At 66.6% G+C, this 16,526-nt stretch carries 14 protein-coding genes; 6 read left to right on the top strand and 8 right to left on the bottom strand.

The genetic code is table 11. The features are described 5' to 3' along the window. Positions 1-120 precede the first annotated feature (120 nt). Positions 121-444, top strand: a complete 324-nt coding sequence (locus AC56KL_RS13260) for a hypothetical protein (protein ID WP_497180620.1) — start codon at positions 121-123, stop codon at positions 442-444. On the opposite strand, the gene AC56KL_RS13255 is transcribed toward AC56KL_RS13260, so the two are convergent. From AC56KL_RS13255 to AC56KL_RS13230, 6 genes are read right to left on the bottom strand one after another with little or no spacing between them, the layout of a single operon-like run. Further along, positions 445-1,698: a CaiB/BaiF CoA transferase family protein gene (locus AC56KL_RS13255; RefSeq protein ID WP_497180619.1), complete on the bottom strand. Its 1,254-nt coding sequence runs from the start codon at positions 1,696-1,698 to the stop codon at positions 445-447. A 35-nt stretch (positions 1,699-1,733) separates the two neighbouring features. Then, positions 1,734-2,108, bottom strand: a complete 375-nt coding sequence (speD, locus tag AC56KL_RS13250) for an adenosylmethionine decarboxylase (protein WP_497180618.1) — start codon at positions 2,106-2,108, stop codon at positions 1,734-1,736. Beyond that, positions 2,105-2,266: a hypothetical protein gene (locus tag AC56KL_RS13245; RefSeq protein ID WP_497180617.1), complete on the bottom strand. Its 162-nt coding sequence runs from the start codon at positions 2,264-2,266 to the stop codon at positions 2,105-2,107. The genes speD and AC56KL_RS13245 overlap by 4 nt, the downstream gene beginning before the upstream one ends. A 10-nt stretch (positions 2,267-2,276) precedes the next feature. Continuing rightward, positions 2,277-3,728: a DUF4178 domain-containing protein gene (locus AC56KL_RS13240; RefSeq protein ID WP_497180616.1), complete on the bottom strand. Its 1,452-nt coding sequence runs from the start codon at positions 3,726-3,728 to the stop codon at positions 2,277-2,279. Next, positions 3,728-4,768 carry an SPFH domain-containing protein gene (locus tag AC56KL_RS13235; protein WP_497180615.1) on the bottom strand — a complete coding sequence of 347 codons (1,041 nt, stop codon included), beginning with the start codon at positions 4,766-4,768 and terminating at the stop codon, positions 3,728-3,730. The genes AC56KL_RS13240 and AC56KL_RS13235 overlap by 1 nt, the downstream gene beginning before the upstream one ends. A 29-nt stretch (positions 4,769-4,797) precedes the next feature. Further along, positions 4,798-5,184 carry a DUF350 domain-containing protein gene (locus tag AC56KL_RS13230; RefSeq protein ID WP_497180614.1) on the bottom strand — a complete coding sequence of 129 codons (387 nt, stop codon included), beginning with the start codon at positions 5,182-5,184 and terminating at the stop codon, positions 4,798-4,800. Positions 5,185-5,243: 59 nt separating this feature from the next. Here AC56KL_RS13230 and AC56KL_RS13225 point away from each other — a divergent pair, with 59 nt between their 5' ends. The 3 genes from AC56KL_RS13225 (at position 5,244) to AC56KL_RS13215 (ending at position 9,632) form a co-directional block, all read left to right on the top strand. Continuing rightward, positions 5,244-6,755, top strand: a complete 1,512-nt coding sequence (locus AC56KL_RS13225; protein ID WP_497180613.1) for a polyamine aminopropyltransferase — start codon at positions 5,244-5,246, stop codon at positions 6,753-6,755. Next, positions 6,755-8,371 carry an NAD(P)-binding protein gene (locus AC56KL_RS13220; RefSeq protein WP_497180612.1) on the top strand — a complete coding sequence of 539 codons (1,617 nt, stop codon included), beginning with the start codon at positions 6,755-6,757 and terminating at the stop codon, positions 8,369-8,371. Before AC56KL_RS13225 ends, AC56KL_RS13220 begins: the two co-directional genes overlap by 1 nt. A 64-nt stretch (positions 8,372-8,435) precedes the next feature. Further along, on the top strand, positions 8,436-9,632 hold the full coding sequence (locus AC56KL_RS13215) for a hypothetical protein (protein WP_497180611.1): 1,197 nt from the start codon (positions 8,436-8,438) through the stop codon (positions 9,630-9,632). Positions 9,633-9,671: 39 nt separating this feature from the next. Here the strand turns inward: AC56KL_RS13215 and AC56KL_RS13210 are convergent, their stop codons facing one another. Next, positions 9,672-11,438, bottom strand: coding sequence for a cation:proton antiporter domain-containing protein (locus tag AC56KL_RS13210; RefSeq protein ID WP_497180610.1), 1,767 nt, complete (start codon positions 11,436-11,438; stop codon positions 9,672-9,674). Positions 11,439-11,663: 225 nt separating this feature from the next. Next, positions 11,664-13,982, bottom strand: coding sequence for a family 1 glycosylhydrolase (locus AC56KL_RS13205; RefSeq protein ID WP_497180609.1), 2,319 nt, complete (start codon positions 13,980-13,982; stop codon positions 11,664-11,666). Between the two features lie 314 nt (positions 13,983-14,296). Between AC56KL_RS13205 and trpS the strand changes: the two genes are divergently transcribed. Next, positions 14,297-15,337: a tryptophan--tRNA ligase gene (gene trpS / locus AC56KL_RS13200; RefSeq protein WP_497180608.1), complete on the top strand. Its 1,041-nt coding sequence runs from the start codon at positions 14,297-14,299 to the stop codon at positions 15,335-15,337. 122 nt (positions 15,338-15,459) lie between these two features. Continuing rightward, positions 15,460-16,509, top strand: a complete 1,050-nt coding sequence (locus AC56KL_RS13195; RefSeq protein ID WP_497180607.1) for a serine endopeptidase — start codon at positions 15,460-15,462, stop codon at positions 16,507-16,509. Positions 16,510-16,526 lie beyond the last annotated feature (17 nt).

The raw sequence follows: 16,526 nt of genomic DNA, 5'->3' as shown, positions 1-16,526 counted from the left end.
CAAGTACCCGCGTTTACGCTTTGACACGCGCACGACTGAAACGGCACTTGCGATCCCTGTCCGGGGGACTAAAGTGAATGGTTCCTGCGGATTCGCCGCACTCTTTCCAGGAGGTCCATCATGTTGCACGCCGCCGACATCCAACAACGTTTCAGCCAGATCCAGCAAACCATCAACCAGGCCGAAGAAGTCACCCGCAACGACCAGGGCGCGCCGTCCGACATCCGCGATTGCATCCAGAGAATCGCGCACGAAATGCCGGAAGCCCAGCGCGTGATGCAATCGAACGACCAGTCAAGGATGGTCGAATGCATCGACCGGCTGGAAGAAATGGGCGACGAAGCCAAGCGCATGTGCCGCAGCCAGCAGCCGTCGCCGCAGGTCGCGTCCGTCGTGACGCGGGTGCACGATGTCCTGTCGGACCTCAAGCACCAGCTGCACTGATCAGACCACCCCTTTGCCGCGCAGTGCGGCAATTTCCGCCTGGTCCAGGCCCAGCACGCCGGCGAGCACCTCGTCGGTGTGCTGGCCCAGCAGGGGCGGGGCCCGGTCGCTGGTGGCGGGCGTGGCCGACATCCGGATCGGATTCCTCACCAGTTTCACCTGGCCGGCGCTCGGATGCGGCAGTTCGATGGCGACCTCGCGGGCCTGCACCTGCTCGTTGGCGAACACTTCCTTGAGGTCGTTGATCGGCCCGCAGGGCACGCCCCTTGACTCCAGCAGGGCGATCCATTCGTCGCGCGTCTTCTCCTCGACCATCCCGGCCAGGATCGGCACCAGGGTGTCGCGGTTCTGCACGCGCAGCGGATTGGTGGCGAAGCGCGGGTCCTTCCCCAGCTCCGGCCGCCCGCCCGCTTCCACGAACTTCTGGTATTGCCCGTCGTTGCCGGTGGCGACGATGATGTGGCCGTCCGCGCAGGCGAAGGTCTGGTAGGGCACGATGTTGGCGTGCGCATTGCCCCAGCGCTTGGGCGGCTTGCCGCTGTTGAGGTAGTTGCTGCCCATGTTGGCCAGCATCGCCACCTGGGTGTCGAGCAGGGCCATGTCGATATGCTGCCCTTCGCCGCTGCGGTCCCTGTGCGTGAGCGCGGCCAGCACGGCCACGGTGGCGTACATGCCGGTCATCAGGTCGGTGAGGGCCACGCCGGCCTTTTGCGGGCCGCCGCCCGGCAGGTCGTCGCGTTCGCCGGTGACCGACATCAGGCCGCCCATGCCCTGGATCAGGAAATCGTAGCCGGCGCGGTGCGCGTACGGGCCGTCCTGGCCGAAGCCGGTGATCGAGCAGTAGACCAGGTCGGGCCGGATGGCTTTCAGGCTATCGTAGTCGAGGCCGTAGCGCTTCAGGTGGCCCACCTTGAAATTCTCCAGCACCACGTCGCAATGCCTGACCAGTTCGCGCAGCAAGCCTTGCCCTTCGCTGCTCGCGATATCCACCGTCACCGAGCGCTTGCCGCGGTTGGCCGACAGATAATAGGCTGCTTCACCCGTATCCCGACCCTGCGCGTCCTTCGCAAAGGGCGGACCCCAGGCGCGGGTGTCGTCGCCGTTGCCCGGACGTTCGATCTTGATCACGTCGGCGCCAAGGTCGGCCAGGTTTTGCGAACACCAGGGACCGGCGAGTACGCGCGACAGGTCGAGCACGCGGATGTGGCCGAGCGCCTTCGGCAGCGCGGCGGAAGGGGTAGCAGCTTGGGGCATTCTGTTCCTGCGGGGTTGTCCGGACAAGTTCCGGATTATAGCTGTCCGCGCGCGATGGTCCGGACCTCGCGCGAGCCCGGTGCGAGGGCGGCTTCGATGAGTTCGAGGGCGCGCTGCGGCTGGGCATCGCCGCACATGAAGATGTCGGCCGCGGCGAAGCCGTGCTCGGGCCAGGTGTGGATCGAGATGTGCGATTCGGCCAGCAGCAGCACGCCGGTCACGCCCATGCCCGGGCCGAAGGCATGGAAATGGCTGTGCAGGATACGCGCGCCGGCAGCCAGCGCGGCCTTGCGCAGCAGGGCGTCGATGGCGTCCGCATCGGTGAGGAGGGCGGCATCGATGCCGCCCAGGTCGGCCAGCAGGTGCAGGCCGGCCGGTTGATGCGCGGCGGGGCGGTGCGGCGTGTTCACTTGTGGCTGCCGCCCGAATAGCCGCCGCCGCTGCCGTAGCTGTGGCTGCGCCAGCTGTTGCCGCCGCCGGTGCGGCTCGAGGCGGCCATGCTGACCCAGCACACGATGGTGGTGACCAGGGTGACGACGATGGCGTAGAGAATGAAATTCCGGTTCATGCGGTCGGTATCAGGGTTTTTTGTCGGGGGCGAGCATCATCGGCAGGAACAGCGCCACCAGGCCGGCCGCGAGCACGAAGATCGTGGCCGTGAAATTGAAGAGCAGCGGAATGACGTTGAGCCCCAGGATCCAGAGCAGGGCGCGCCAGGCGATATCGGCGCGGCTCAGGCTCTTGCCGGACGAGGCCTTCGGCGCCGGCTGGGCCAGCCCGAACCAGGCGCGCACCTGGTCCTCGGCCACCGGCGTGGAGCGCGACCAGCTCAGTTCCTCATCCGTGTACTCGGCTGCCAGGCCGTCCTGGCCGTGCTCGTACTCGGCGACGTCCACGACGTCGCCCGCCTTGACGCGCCAGTTGAAGGCGCCCGCCGCGTACAGCACGCGGGCCGGGTAGACCCAGGACTGCCGGTAGGCCGCGCCATCCACCTGCACGGATTGCGCGGCCGGCAGCGGCGGCGCCGGCCAGTCGTCCAGCACCTGCGAGCGGAACCAGCCTTCGCTGCTCTCCACCAGCCAGAAGAAGGGGCCCTGCGGCGCGTACAGCAGGTACTCGTCCCAGGTTTCGCCTTCCTCGTCTTCGCGCCGCATCGCTCCCAGCACATGGTAGGCCTGCGCGCCGATCTTCGCCGTGGCGCCGAGCGACAGCGTGAAGGACACGCGTTCGTGCTGCTCGCCCTTGAGCAGCACCTCCACCTCCGGCGAGGACGCATCCATGCGCGTCGCGCAGGACGGGCAGACGCAGTTGGCCGCCAGGCCGGGCAGGTAGCGGATCGACGTTCCGCAGGAGCGGCACTGCAGCACGTCCACCTTGCCGCGCAGCTTGCCGGCGCTGGCCTTGATCTGCTCGTCGTCGCGCAGCAGCTGGCTTTTCATGTCCTCCAGCGTGACGGCAGTGCCCGCATAGAGCAGCGGCGTATCGCCCTCGGAATAATCGAGCGTGATGAAACTCGGGCCGCGCCGGAAGTCGGCCACGCGTGCTTCCCAGCCTTCGCCGACGCGAAACGGCAGTTCGCCCTGGCCGCCCGTGCACTTCGCCACGCGCTTGTCGGAGGCCACGTAGGGCCCGAAGCCGAGCTCGTACTGGCGGGTCACCTGAATGGCATCGAAGGCGGGCCAGCCGGGCGCCAGCTCGCGTTTGGTCGTCAATACGTACTGGCCGGACGCGTCGCCCAGCCAGCCATCCATGCCGTCGTCGAACAGCACGTACCACTCGTTCCACATGCCGGCTTCATAGCGCAGCTGGATGCGGCCCACGACGGTAAAACTGCGCCCGCCGTGCACGCCGGAGGTCCCGACCTGGATGCGCGAATAGTCTTCCAGCACCTCGGACATCTTGCCGAGGTCGCGCACCGCATCGCGTTCCTTCAGGACGGTCGCACGGCAGTACTCGCACACCGCCATGACGGAAGCATGCGAGCGGAAGCCGACCGGCGCGCCGCAGGAAGGACAGGAAACCGTCTGCATCAGCCGATCAGCTTCTTGAGCAGCTCGGCCTTGGTGCTGTCATAGTCGCCCTGCGAAATGAGACCCTTGTCCAGCAGGCCCTTGAGCTTGGCCAGCCGGTCCTCGATCGATTCGCCGCCGGCCGGTACGCTGGCCGGCTGCGGCTGCGTAGCGACGCCCGGCGCAAAAGCCCCCTGCATGCCCTGGGCCATGGCCTGGCCGATGGCGATGCCCGCGCCGGCGCCGGCGCCGATGCCGGCGAGGCCGCCTTCGTTCTGGGCCGCCAGCGGGATGCTGCTGGCCACCTGGAACTGGGTGAAGCCGCCCATCTTGTCGGCGCCCAGGCTGGCCTTCATGCCGGCCGAGATGCGCGCATCCAGCGCGGCCTGCAGTTCTTCCGGCAGGCTCACGCTGGCGACATTGAATTCGTCCAGCCCGATGCCGTAGCGCCCGAAGGCCGTGGCCAGGTCGCCGCGGATCTGCTGCGCCATCAGGGTCTGGTTGGCGGCCATGTCGAGGAAGGCGATTTTCGAGGCGCCCAGCGAGTTCGCCATGGTGGCCAGCATCAGGCCGCGCAACTGGTCTTCCACTTCCTCGCGGGTGTAGGCGGCGCGGGTGCCGCTGATCTCGGTGAAGAACAGCTTCGGATCGGCGATGCGGTAGGAATACATGCCGAAGGCGCGCACCCGGATCATGTCGAAATCCGTGTCGCGGATCGTCACCGGCTGCGGCGTGCCCCACTTGCGGCCGGTCTGCACGCGGGTGGAAAAGAAGTACACGTCCGACTTGAAGGGCGAGGCGAACAGCTTGTCCCAGTTCTTCAGGTTGGTCAGCACCGGCAGGGTGGAGGTGGTGAGGCGGTGCGTGCCCGGACCAAACACGTCGGCCACGCGGCCTTCGTCCACGAACACGGCCAGCTGCGACTCGCGCACGACCAGGGTGGCGCCGTTCTGGATTTCGTAGTCCTCCATCGGATGGCGCCAGGCCAGCACGCCTTCGCCTTCCTCGTTCCACTGCAGGACGTCGAGAAACTGCTTCTTGATGAATGAGCCGAGAGACATGATGGTTCCTCTATGCGTGTTGGGTAAGGTCAGGAGATGCTGCCGGCATTGACCAGGCCGATTGACAGCGAGACGGCGCCGAGCAGGATGCCGAAGCCCAGGTTGTCGTGCTCGATCTGGTCCTTCGACATGCGCAGGAGGCGCGTGGCGACGACGAAGACCAGCACCTGGATGAGCATGGCCAGCGCCGCCCAGGCGCAGAATTCGTAGTAGTCATCGGTGTGCATCAGCGCCGAGGCGATCGTCAACGAGAAGCCGAGCAGGGTGCCGCCCAGCGACACCGCGGCGGCGCGGTTGCCCTGGCGGATGAGCAGCACTTCGTCATAAGGCGTGACCCGCGTGTACACCACAAAAAATGCCAGGACCAGCGCAATTGCGGTCGCAAGATGCAGCACATAGTTTAGGATGGCGGGCACAAGCTTCTCCAAAGAAAGTAGTCAAGATTGCAGCAGCGATCTTAGAACAAATTTGCTTCATGACCAAAAAAATTCTGATCCTGTCGGTATTCGTTGTCGCTTCCTGTGGACTCGCCTACGAATTGATTGCCGGTGCATTGTCCAGCTACCTGCTGGGCGACTCGGTTCTCCAGTTTTCCACCATCATCGGCTGCTACCTGTTCGCCATGGGTGTCGGCGCGCACTTCTCGAAATACGTGCGCGACGAGGACGTGCTGTCCCGTTTCATCGACATCGAACTGGCCGTCGGCCTGATCGGCGGCGTCTCGGCAGCGGTGCTGTTCATGACTTTCACCTGGATGGGCGCGCCCTTCCGCACGGTGCTGTACGTGACCGTGTTCCTGATCGGCGCCATGGTCGGCATGGAAGTGCCGCTGGTGATGCGCGCCCTGAACGAGCGCCGCACCGAGTTCGCCGAGATCGTCAGCCGGGTGCTCACCTTCGACTACCTGGGCGCGCTGGCCGTGTCGCTGCTGTTCCCGCTGGTGCTGGCGCCGCACCTGGGCCTGGTGCGCACCGGCTTCCTGTTCGGGATGCTCAACGTGGGCGTGGCGATGTGGACCCTGTACGTGTTCCGCGCCGAGCTGGCGCACCTGCGCGGCAAGGCGATCCGCGCCAGCGCGGTGCTGTTCACGCTGGTGCTGGGCTTCGGCTTTTCGGACCGCATGGTGGAGTGGGGCGAGCACGGCCTGTTCGGCGACGACGTCGTGTACTCGACCACCACGCCCTACCAGCGCCTGGTGATCACGCGCTTCAAGGACGACCTGCGCCTGTATATCAACGGCAACCTGCAATTCTCCTCGCGCGACGAATACCGCTACCACGAAGCGCTGGTGCACCCGGCCATGCAGTCGCTGCCCTGGGCCAGGCGGGTGCTGGTGCTGGGCGGCGGCGACGGCCTGGCGCTGCGCGAAGTGCTGCGCTACCCGCAGGTGGAAGAAGTGACCCTGGTCGACCTCGATCCGGCCATGACCCAGGCCTTCGCGACCCGGCCCGAGCTAGTCAAGCTCAATGCCGGTGCGCTGAAGGACAAGCGCGTGAAGATCATCAACGCCGATGCCGGCATCTGGATGCAGAGGGAAGCCGGCATGTACGACGTGGCCATCGTCGACTTTCCCGATCCGTCCAGCTTCGCGCTCGGCAAGCTGTACTCGGTGCCCTTCTACGGCATGCTGCGCAGGCACGTGGCCGCCAACGGCCTGATCGCGGTGCAGTCGACCTCGCCGTTCTTCGCCCCGAACGCCTACTGGACCATCGAGGCGACGCTGCGCGAAGTCGGCCTGCAGACCTGGCCCTACCACCTGTACGTGCCTTCGTTCGGCGAATGGGGCTTCATCATGGCCTCGCCCCAGGGCCGCTTCGCGCCGCCCACCGCCTACCGCCTGCCGATGCGCTATCTCACCGGCGAGACCACGCGCGCCATGTTCGACTGGCCGCCCGACATGCCGCGCCGCCCGATGCCGCCGAACCGGCTCGACACCCAGTCGCTGGTGCGCGCATTCGAGGAAGACTGGCAGCAGGTGATCCGCTGATGGACCGGCGCTCCTTCCTGGTGACCGCGGCGGGCGCCGGCGCGGCCGGCCTGGCCACGGCGGCCGGCTTCTATCGCTGGCAGGAGATCAGGCCGGATGTGCACACGCCAGGGAGGGCGGAAGGGCACTTCCTGCGCGACCGCGGCCAGCTGCCGCCGCCTTCGGCGGTCGTCGAGACCGACGTCGTCATCCTCGGTTCCGGCATCGCCGGTCTGAGTGCGGCCTGGAAGCTCGGCAAGCTGGGTCACGACGATTTCATCCTGCTCGACGGGCCGGAAGCCTTCGGCAACGCAGCCGGCGCGCGCTACGGCGAGCTGGCCTGTCCGACCGGCGCCCATTACCTGCCGCTGCCGGGGCCGGAGTCGACCCACGTGCGCGAAATGCTGCTCGACCTCGGCATCATCCTGCGCGACGCGGACCAGGACAAACCCTACTACGACGAGCGCTTCATCCTGCACGGCCCGGAGGAACGCCTGCTGCGCGACGGCGTCTGGCACGAGGGACTGGTGCCCACGGATGCAGCGGATGCGGCCGAGCACAAGGCCTTCTTCGACGAGATGGCGAGACTGCGCCACGCGCGCGGCAATGACGGCCGGCGCGCCTTCGTGTTCCCGCTGGCGCTGTCGTCCGGCGACCCGGCCTTCGCCGCGCTGGACCGGCTCAGCTTTGCCCAGTGGCTGGGCGACAACGGCTACCGCTCCGCCACCTTGCGCTGGTACCTCGACTACTGCTGTCGCGACGACTACGGCGCCGGCATCGAGCGCGTATCCGCCTGGGCCGGCATCCACTATTTTGCCGGCCGCTCGGGCCAGGCGGCGAATGCGGACGAGAACGCGCTGCTGACCTGGCCGGGCGGCCTGGCGCCGCTGGCCGAGGCGCTGGCGGCCAAGGCCGGGCCGCGGCGCCGGGCGGGAACCGCGGCGAGGGTCGCCGAAATGGATGGCAAAGTGGAGGCGCTGTGCTTCACGCTGGAGCAGGGCAGGCCGCGCACTTTCCTCATACGCGCCCGCCGCGCCATTTGCGCCATGCCGCTGTTTATCGCCAGCCGCGTGGTCGAGGGCATCGAGCGCTACGGCTTCGATCCGCGCCGGCATCTGCCGGACTACGCGCCCTGGATGGTGTCGAATTTCCTGATGCGCGACTTCCCGCGCGAGCTGCCCGACGCGCAGCTGGCCTGGGACAATGTGGTCTACGGGGGCAAGGGGCTCGGCTACGTGGTCTCGACCCACCAGGACATCCGCTCGCGCCCGCCCGAGAAGACCGTGTTCACGGCCTATACGGCGCTGTCGAGCCGCACCCCCTTGGAGGCGCGGCGCTGGCTGCAGTCCGCCAACCCGGCGGAACTGCTGGAGCTGGCGAGCAGCGACCTGAAGGAGGCGTATGGCTGGGCCTTTGCTCCCTGCGTCGAGCGGGTGGACATCACCTTGCGCGCACATGCGATGGCGGTGCCGCAGCCGGGCTTTCGCACGCATGCGGGGCTCGCGGCTTTGCTTGAAGCCAAGGGTCCACTTTGTTTTGCCCACTCGGATTTGTCGGGCCTTTCCGTATTCGAGGAAGCTGCATGGTGGGGGAGTCGCGCGGCCGAGCGGTCGATACCCTCTGCTGGTGCACGATGAGCCGCTCGCGCGATCATTCGTACATCCGTCACCAGCATTTTTTTTCGGACATTCTGGAGCCTTGATGACCCTCGTCGCGGTGTTATATGCGGACCACTACCCGCTCGTCATTGTCGATTCGCTGGTCTCGCGGCCGGCGAATCCCGGTCCCGGCATATCGACTCCTTTACTCGATATCCCCGATGACCGCGCGGGTCTCGGCTATCAACCGGTCCGTCTCGGCCGCAAATTCTGGTTGCTGCCGGACAGGAGTTTGTTCCTGTACGCTGGCACGGTTGGATCAGCCCAAGCATTATTCGACTTCCTGAGTGCGCGCCTGGATGCGGAGACGCGTTATGGCCATGAAATCCACCAGCACGCAAAGGATTTTCGCAACACCCGCACCAAACGCAATTTTTCCTTCATCGTGATCGCGCAGTCCGACACGGGTAATGAGGTGTACGCCGACGGAACGGTGTGTGACGGCGATATTGCCACCTATGGGTATGTGATGGTCATCGGCAGTGGGGCGGAGGAAGGGATGGCGATGCTGAGACAATTTCCAGGCGCCGAGCCGTCCTCGGAAAGCGCCATGCAATTAAATGCTCAGAACGCCGCAGCAAGGCTTACCCGTGACTATCAGGATGATTGGGGCCACGGTTCGAAGATGTCCGCAGCCTCCTGCGGCGGATACTTCGAGGTCGTTCCTCCAACACTGTACGAGCTGAGCTTTGAATACCTCTACCGTAATACTGCTCAGCTTTTCCTGGAATGCGACAGTCGAGGCATCCGCGTGTCGAGATTCCTTGCTGCACATCAGAAGGATGAGGAGACCGTCATTATTGGCGGGAGCAATCTCATGGTTCCTGTCGAAGACTGGGGCTTTGTCCTTGATGGCGCATGCTTGCGCCGATCGTCGATTCTCGGCAACCAGGCGGATGCCGAACCCGCGGTTCCGTTCAATGGCGAGCTGCCGTTCGGGAATATCACATTCCTGGTTATCTACGCGACCGGCGTGCCGGATTGCGGTATCAGCGCTCACACGTTTCAAACCTACAGCCCCTCGGTTGGACATGGCTTTCCCGTGGCGATACTGTACGAGGATGACAGCCCGGAGATCGCCGATGCGGCTACCGGGAAAAGAATCGGCGCCGGCCGGGTGAGATTCGAGATCACGGCCCAGGGCGATACGAACCCACTGCGTCGCATGTGCGTGCGGATCAGCGGCTCCATGCATTGCCGTCTGTGCTCGGCCGGATCGCCGCCCCAGGTTGTCGCGTAGACCGGGCCGGGACACCCCTCCGACGGCGCTCGCCGGTCTTCAAACGGAAGGCCCAGGCTCGAGCAGCTTGGCCGTGACCAGCTTCCTCTCGTGGTCGACGATGCCGTCCACCAGGCGCTCGTCCAGTCCCATCCATTCCAGCACGAAGGCCGACAGCTGCAGGCTCGCCTCCAGCGTCTCCGGCACGACAATGCTGGCGCCGGCCAGGCGCAGGGCGCGCGCATGCTGCTCGTCGCGCGAGCGCACGAACAGGCGCACGTGCGGGAATTCGCGGCGGATGCCGCGCACCGCCTGCATGCTCGATGCCGGATGGTCCATGGTCAGCACGATGGCCGGCGCCTCGCCGGCATGGACCCGGCGCAGCAGTTCTGGACGCGAGGCATTGCCGAAGTAGACCGGCTTGCCCTCGGCATGCAACTTCGAGACCAGCTTGGCGTCGCATTCGAAGGCCACGAAGGGGATGTTCTGCTCGGCCAGCAGCTTGGCCAGCTGCTGGCCCACGCGGCCGAAGCCGGCGATGATCACGCGGCCGCGCGCCGACACCAGGTCGTGCTCGTCCGCCGCTGCGGCCTGTACGCTGCGCGCCTGTTCGTGGCGCTCGCCGATCGCGCGTCCCAGGCGCGCCAGCATCGGCGTGATGAACAGCGACAGGCCGACCACCAGCATGACCTGGGCGCCCAGCGCCGGGTCGAGGACCCTGGAAGTCATGGCGTAGCCGATCGCCACGAAAGCGAATTCGCCGCCCTGGCCCAGCAGCAGGCCGCCTTCGACGGCGCGGCTCCAGGGCTGGCCGCCGATGCGCAGCAGGAGCGCCACGACCGCCGCCTTGGCCAGCACCAGTCCGGCCAGCGAGGCCCCCAGCAGCAGCGGCGTCGCCAGGATCTGGCGGGTGTCGATGCTCATCCCGACGGTCATGAAGAACAGGCCCATCAGCAAACCCTTGAAGGGTTCGATCATCAGCTCGACTTCGTGCTTGAACTCGGTCTCGGCCAGCAGCAGGCCGGCGATCAGCGCGCCCAGCGCCATCGACAGGCCCGCCGCGGCGGACAGGCCGGCGATGCCGAAGGTGCTGAGCAGGATCAGCGCCATGAACACGTCCGGCTGGCGGTGCTCGGCGAAGGAGCGGAACAGCTTGTGGACGACACGTCCGCCCACCAGGTAGATCAGGGCAATGGCGACGGCGGCCTTCGCCAGCGTGGCGAGTGCGAGGATGGCGACGCTGTCGCTGCCCCCGCCGCCGCTGCCGCCCAGGGCGCCGATCAGGAGCAGGATCGGCACCACGGCGAGGTCCTGCAGCATCAGGATCGCAAACGCCGCCTGCCCGAGCGGGGTGCCGGTGGCCCCCTGCTGGGCCAGCAGCTGCATCACCACGGCCGTGGACGAGAGCGACAGCACCAGGCCGATGATCAGGGCGCTCCGCGAGTCGAGCCCGTAGGCCAGCAGCAGGACGCCGCCGATCAGCGCCGCGCTCAGGATGACCTGGCCAGTGCCGGCGCCGAATACCCAGCGCCGCATCGCCCAGAGGCGCGCGGCGGAGAGTTCGAGGCCGATCATGAACATCAGGAACAGCACGCCGATCTCGGCCAGCATCGCCACGCCTGCATCGCGCGGGAAGGTGAGGAAGCTTAGCCACGGCAGCTCGTCCGCCAGCAGGCCCAGGCCGAAGGGGCCGACCAGGGTGCCGACGGCGAGGAAGCCAACGACCTGGTTGATGCGCAGGCGCTGCAGGGTGGGGATCAGGATGCCGGAGAGGATCAGGAAGAGGATGATCTCCCGCAGGAATGGGAAGGCGTGTTGCTCTTGCACGTTCGTTGCGCCCGCTGGTTGGTTGATGGCGGGGCAATTGTAGCGTGTTGAAAGTGGAGCCGGGCTGTGTCGCTGCCGGGAAGGCGGCGAAAGAGGGATCCCGGCCTGCGCCAGGATGATGGTTTCACGGTGAGCGGACGTGGATGCGCTGCCGCTCACCTAACCCACGTCGTCCCGGCGCAGGCCGGGACCCAGGTCGACTTCATGCGGGCAGACGCACCACCTTCAGCAACTCCCTGCCTGCACCGCCTCCGGCGGCGTCTCCTCCTGCTGCCGGTGCCCGCTGGCGACCGGCTGGCGGCTTTCGGCGGTGTGCTGGAGTTCCTCGATCTCCGGGTCCTCCACGTTGCGCAGCTCGAGGTAACGGTCGAGCGCCTGGTCCAGGCGCGGCAGCAGGATGCCGCGTTCGCTCGTCAAGGCGCAGTAGGCGGGGCGCGCGGCCGGATAGGCGATGGCACGCGCTTCCAGGCGGCTGGCGTCGACGCCGGCCCGCTCGGCCGCCTTCAGCGCCAGTTCGGCCCAGCTCAAGGCGCCGCCGTTGGCCAGGTGCCAGACACCGGCCTCGCGGTCGATCGCCAGGTCCAGGCAGGCATGCACCAGGTCCGGCACGTAGGTCGGCGTGATGGTGAGATCGTTCGACGCCGTGAAGGATTCGCCGCGCTCGAGGGCGTTCAGGGCCAGGGTCACGAAGTTGTACTGGTCCCAGGGGCCGAAGAAAGCGCTGGTGCGCACCACCAGCGCATCCGGATGCTCGTCCAGCACCGCCACTTCGGCCTCGGCCTTGCTGCGGCCGTAGACGCCCAACGGCGCCACCGGGTCGGATTCCACGTAGGGGCGGTCTTGCTTGCCGTCGAATACGAGGTCGCTCGAGAAAGTGGTGAGGTGGATGCCGTGGCGCGCGCAGGCGGCGGCCAGGATGGCGGGGCCGGCGGTGTTCTCGCGGAAGCAGCGCTCGGCGTCGTTCTCGGCGTCGTCCACGCGCACGTAGCCACACGTATTGATCACCGCCCAGGGCTGGTGCTGGGCCAGGGCGCGCTCGACCGAACCGGCGTCGGCGATGTCCATGTCCTTGCGCGACAGCAGGCGGTAGGACAGGTTGCGCTTGCGGCACACGCGCGCAAAGGCGCGGCCCAGGGTGCCGGTGGCGCCCAGGATCAGGATCGGCGCCGCGCTGGTGCCGACCAGGCGGTGGCCGTCGGCCGAGATCGAGGTGAGCGCGGCGGGCGTGGCCACTGGCGGGTGGCACAGGAAGCGGCCCTGGCGGCGCCACCAGCCCTGGCCGCGCAGCACCGGGTGCGACAGCGGGCTGCCAGATGCCAGTTCCTTCATCATCTTCGCCAGCGCGGTCGGGCGCGGGGTAGGGGAGCGCACGTCGAAGGGGCCGGGTTCGTAGTACCCCTTGTTTTGCGTGACCAGGCTGTTCCAGTCGAAGGAGCCGAGCAGGGACCACACGGTGACGGCGCGCACGTCGACGCCGTTCTGCTGCGACTGCTGGGCCGCTTCCCAGATCTCGAGCAGCCAGCGCAGCTGGTCTTCGCGGTTGGCGTCGATGTGGGCTTCGGTGATGGCCAGCGGGATGCCGTAGCGGTCCCAGATCTCACGCAGCAGCGGGGCGATGCCCGGCGTCGGCGTGGCCAGCACGCGCGAGGCCTCGATATCGGCGCAGGGAATGCCGTCGGCCATGCCGCGGTGATGCGCGGGGAAGCGCTCGGGACGATGGTCGAGCCAGCGCTCGGAGGTGACGTAGTAGTTGACCCCGATGATGTCGGGCGGGCAGGGATTGTCGCGGAACCACAGGAATTCGCCGGCGGCGATGCCGGTCTTGAGCAGGTACTTCCACAGCTTGTGCTGCTCGTCGACCATGCCGCACAGCAGGTCCCAGGCCAGCCAGCGGCGCTCGTTGTAGAACTCGGCCACGTGGCTGAGTTCCGGGGTGCCGTAGGTCTTGCCGAGGTCGTCGGTCTGGACCAGCTTGGCGTCGGGGTTGACGGCGCGGATGGCGCGCATCGACAGCACCACGGCGCGGCACTGGACCAGCAGGGCTTCGATGAAGCTGCGATCGTCGCGCCCGTGCGGGTACCAGACGCCGTACAGGCCGGCGAAGCGGGCGGTGGTGCAGGGTTCGTTGACCGGGGTGTAGTACTCGATCCAGGGATAGCGGGCGGCTACGGCGCCGGCATACTCCGCGAGGCGTTCGGCGAACAGCGGGTCGACCAGGCTGGTGTCGCGCGGCCCGCTGCCGTGGTGCACCAGGCCGGCGATCGGCGTCACGCCGGCATCGCGCAGCGCATGCAGGCGCTCGTCGGGCCAGCTCCAGTCGGCGCTGGCGAGTCCGTTTGGCGCGGTACGTTCCCATAGCACGGGATAGCGGATTGCGCGGATGCCGGTGGACGCGAAACGCCCGATGTCGCAGGCACGGCCGTGATGGCCGTTGCGCTCGAGCTGGCTGAAGTATTCGTCGTGGACGCGGTTGACCGTGCATTCGAGGCCGCCCCAGAGTTCCAGGGGACGGGTTTGGCTGTTCGTGCTCTTTTGTGGATTCATCAGTTTCACCAAATATTAGTTTTCTTACAACAAACATCCTGCAGTGCGGCGTCCCGGGAAAAAAGTGTCGAAAGGGGAGCCGGCCCGCAGGCCATGGGACCCGGTAGCGGTTGACATCGGCGCGCCAACCTGCAACCATGCGGTCCATGAATTTTCCGAAAGCACATCACATCGTTCCGACCTGGTGGCGCCGCTCCTAGCGTGCGGCCACAGGAAATGACGTGCATTTCGCCTAACGCCGCCTCGATCCGGGTGGCGTTTTTATTTCTGGCGCAGGAGGATCGGGGCACTATCCAGGAAATACAGGAAACCCGATGAGCTCCCAGACCGTATCTACTTCTACCTCCGCTTCCCCACCCATCATCCTGACCGGCGACCGTCCTACCGGTCCGTTGCATCTCGGCCACTTCGTCGGCAGCCTGCGCAACCGTGTTGCCTACCAGGACAGCTACCGCCAATTCGTCATGCTGGCGGACGCCCAGGCCCTGACCGACAATATGGATGACATTGGTAAGGTACACCGGAACGTGGTGGAAGTGGCGCTCGATTACCTCGCGGTCGGCATCGATCCGGCCCGTACGACCATCCTGATCCAGTCGCAGATTCCGGAGCTCACCGAGCTGACCTTCTACTACCTGAACCTGGTGACGGTGGCGCGCCTCGAGCGCAACCCGACCGTGAAGCAGGAGATCGTCCAGCGCGGCTTCGAGCGCGACATCCCGGCCGGCTTCCTGACCTATCCGGCCAGCCAGGCCGCCGACATCACCGCCTTCAAGGCGAGCGTGGTGCCGGTGGGCGAAGACCAGATCCCGATGATCGAGCAGTGCAACGAGATCGTGCGCAAGTTCAACCGGACCTATGGACAGGACAGGGACATCCTGGTCGAGTGCAAGGCGATCGTGCCGGAAGTGGGCCGCCTGCCGGGCATCGACGGCCGCGCCAAGATGAGCAAGTCGCTCGGCAATACGATCAACCTGGGCGCCAGCCCGGACGAGATCCGCGCCGCCGTCAAGCAGGTGTACACCGACCCGCTGCACCTGAAGGTGTCGGATCCGGGCCACCTTGAGGGCAACGTGGCCTTCATCTACCTCGACGCCTTCGATACCGACAAGGAAGGCCTGGCCGAGATGAAGGCCCACTACACCCGCGGCGGACTGGGCGACAGCGTGGTCAAGAAGCGCCTGGAAGGCATCCTGCAGGACATGCTGGCGCCGATCCGCGCCCGCCGCGAAGAATATGCCAAGGACCGTGGCCAGGTGCTGCAGATTCTCAAGGAAGGCACCATGAAGGCGCGCGAAGTGGCAGCGCAGACCACGGACGAAGTCAAGAAGGCGCTGGGCCTGTCCTACTTCTAAGCGGCTTCCGGTATCGCGTCCTGCTACCGGGAGTGGCAGGACAAGTCTGCTTTGCGTTTCATGCTGGTATGCAATTGCTACCCGTGGCAAGCTGGCGCCTTCATCAACATGTGGAGGAGCTCATGAGCAAAGGCTTGCGCTTTACGGAAAAGTGGCTGCAGCGCGCACTCTGGCTGGTGGCATTCGCATTCGCGGCCTTCCTGATCGGCCTTGGCAGCGCCGTGGTCGGCAACCTGTGGGACGTCGAGGACGAGCTCACGGTCGAACAGTTTCTCGACCAGGGCAAGGCTGCCGCATTGCAGGCCGAGCAGGGCGCTCTGCGCGACAAGCGCGATGCCGCCAAGCTTGCTCACGAGCAGGCGGCGCAGAAGCACGAGGTGGCGCAGTCGAATACGCGGACGGCGCGCGCCACCTTCGACAACTGGCTCGCCACCCGGCGTGCGACCGCGCGGCCGGACCAGGATCCCGAGCTGATCGATCGAACCCGCGGTCTCGACCGGCTGGAGGCGGAAGAGCGCGCCGCCTTGACGGCGGTCCAGGCGCAGCAGCAAGCGCTGCTCGACGCGGACCAGGCCCTGGAAGCGACCGGGAGGCGCTGGGAGCAGCTCCAGGAACCGGCCCGTGCCGCCTATGCGGACGCCGCGCGCGCCAAGGAGCTGCGCGTCTTCCTGTACCGCCTGGCGCTGACGCTGCCGCTGCTGGTGCTGGCCGGATGGATGTTCGCGCGCAAACGCAAGGGCACGTATTGGCCCTTCGTCTGGGGCTTCATTATCTTTGCGCTGTTCACCTTCTTTTTCGAGCTGGTACCCTACCTGCCGAGCTATGGCGGCTATGTGCGCTACCTGGTAGGCATCATCGTCACTTTCCTGGTGGGCCGCTACGCGATCCTTTCGCTGCAGCGCTACCTGGCGCGCCAGAAGGCGGCCGAGGCGCTGCCTGACGTGCAACGTCGCCAGACCCTGCGCTACGACGTCGCTCTTGCCCGGCTGGGCAAGAGCGTGTGTCCGGGATGCGAGCGGCCGGTCGACCTGAAGGACGCCAGCCTGGACTTCTGCCCGCACTGCGGCATTGGGCTGTTCGACCGCTGTGGGGGCTGCAGCAGCCGCAAGAACGCGTTCGCCCGCTTCTGCTTCTCGTGCGGGACGGCGGCCAACACCTCGTTGGCCGATTAGTTTGAGCTGAGTCGTTC

Source organism: Telluria sp. ZB4P34, from assembly GCF_059686055.1.
Note: the sequence above shows the minus strand (reverse complement) of the source record. Positions and strands in the feature narration are given on the sequence as shown.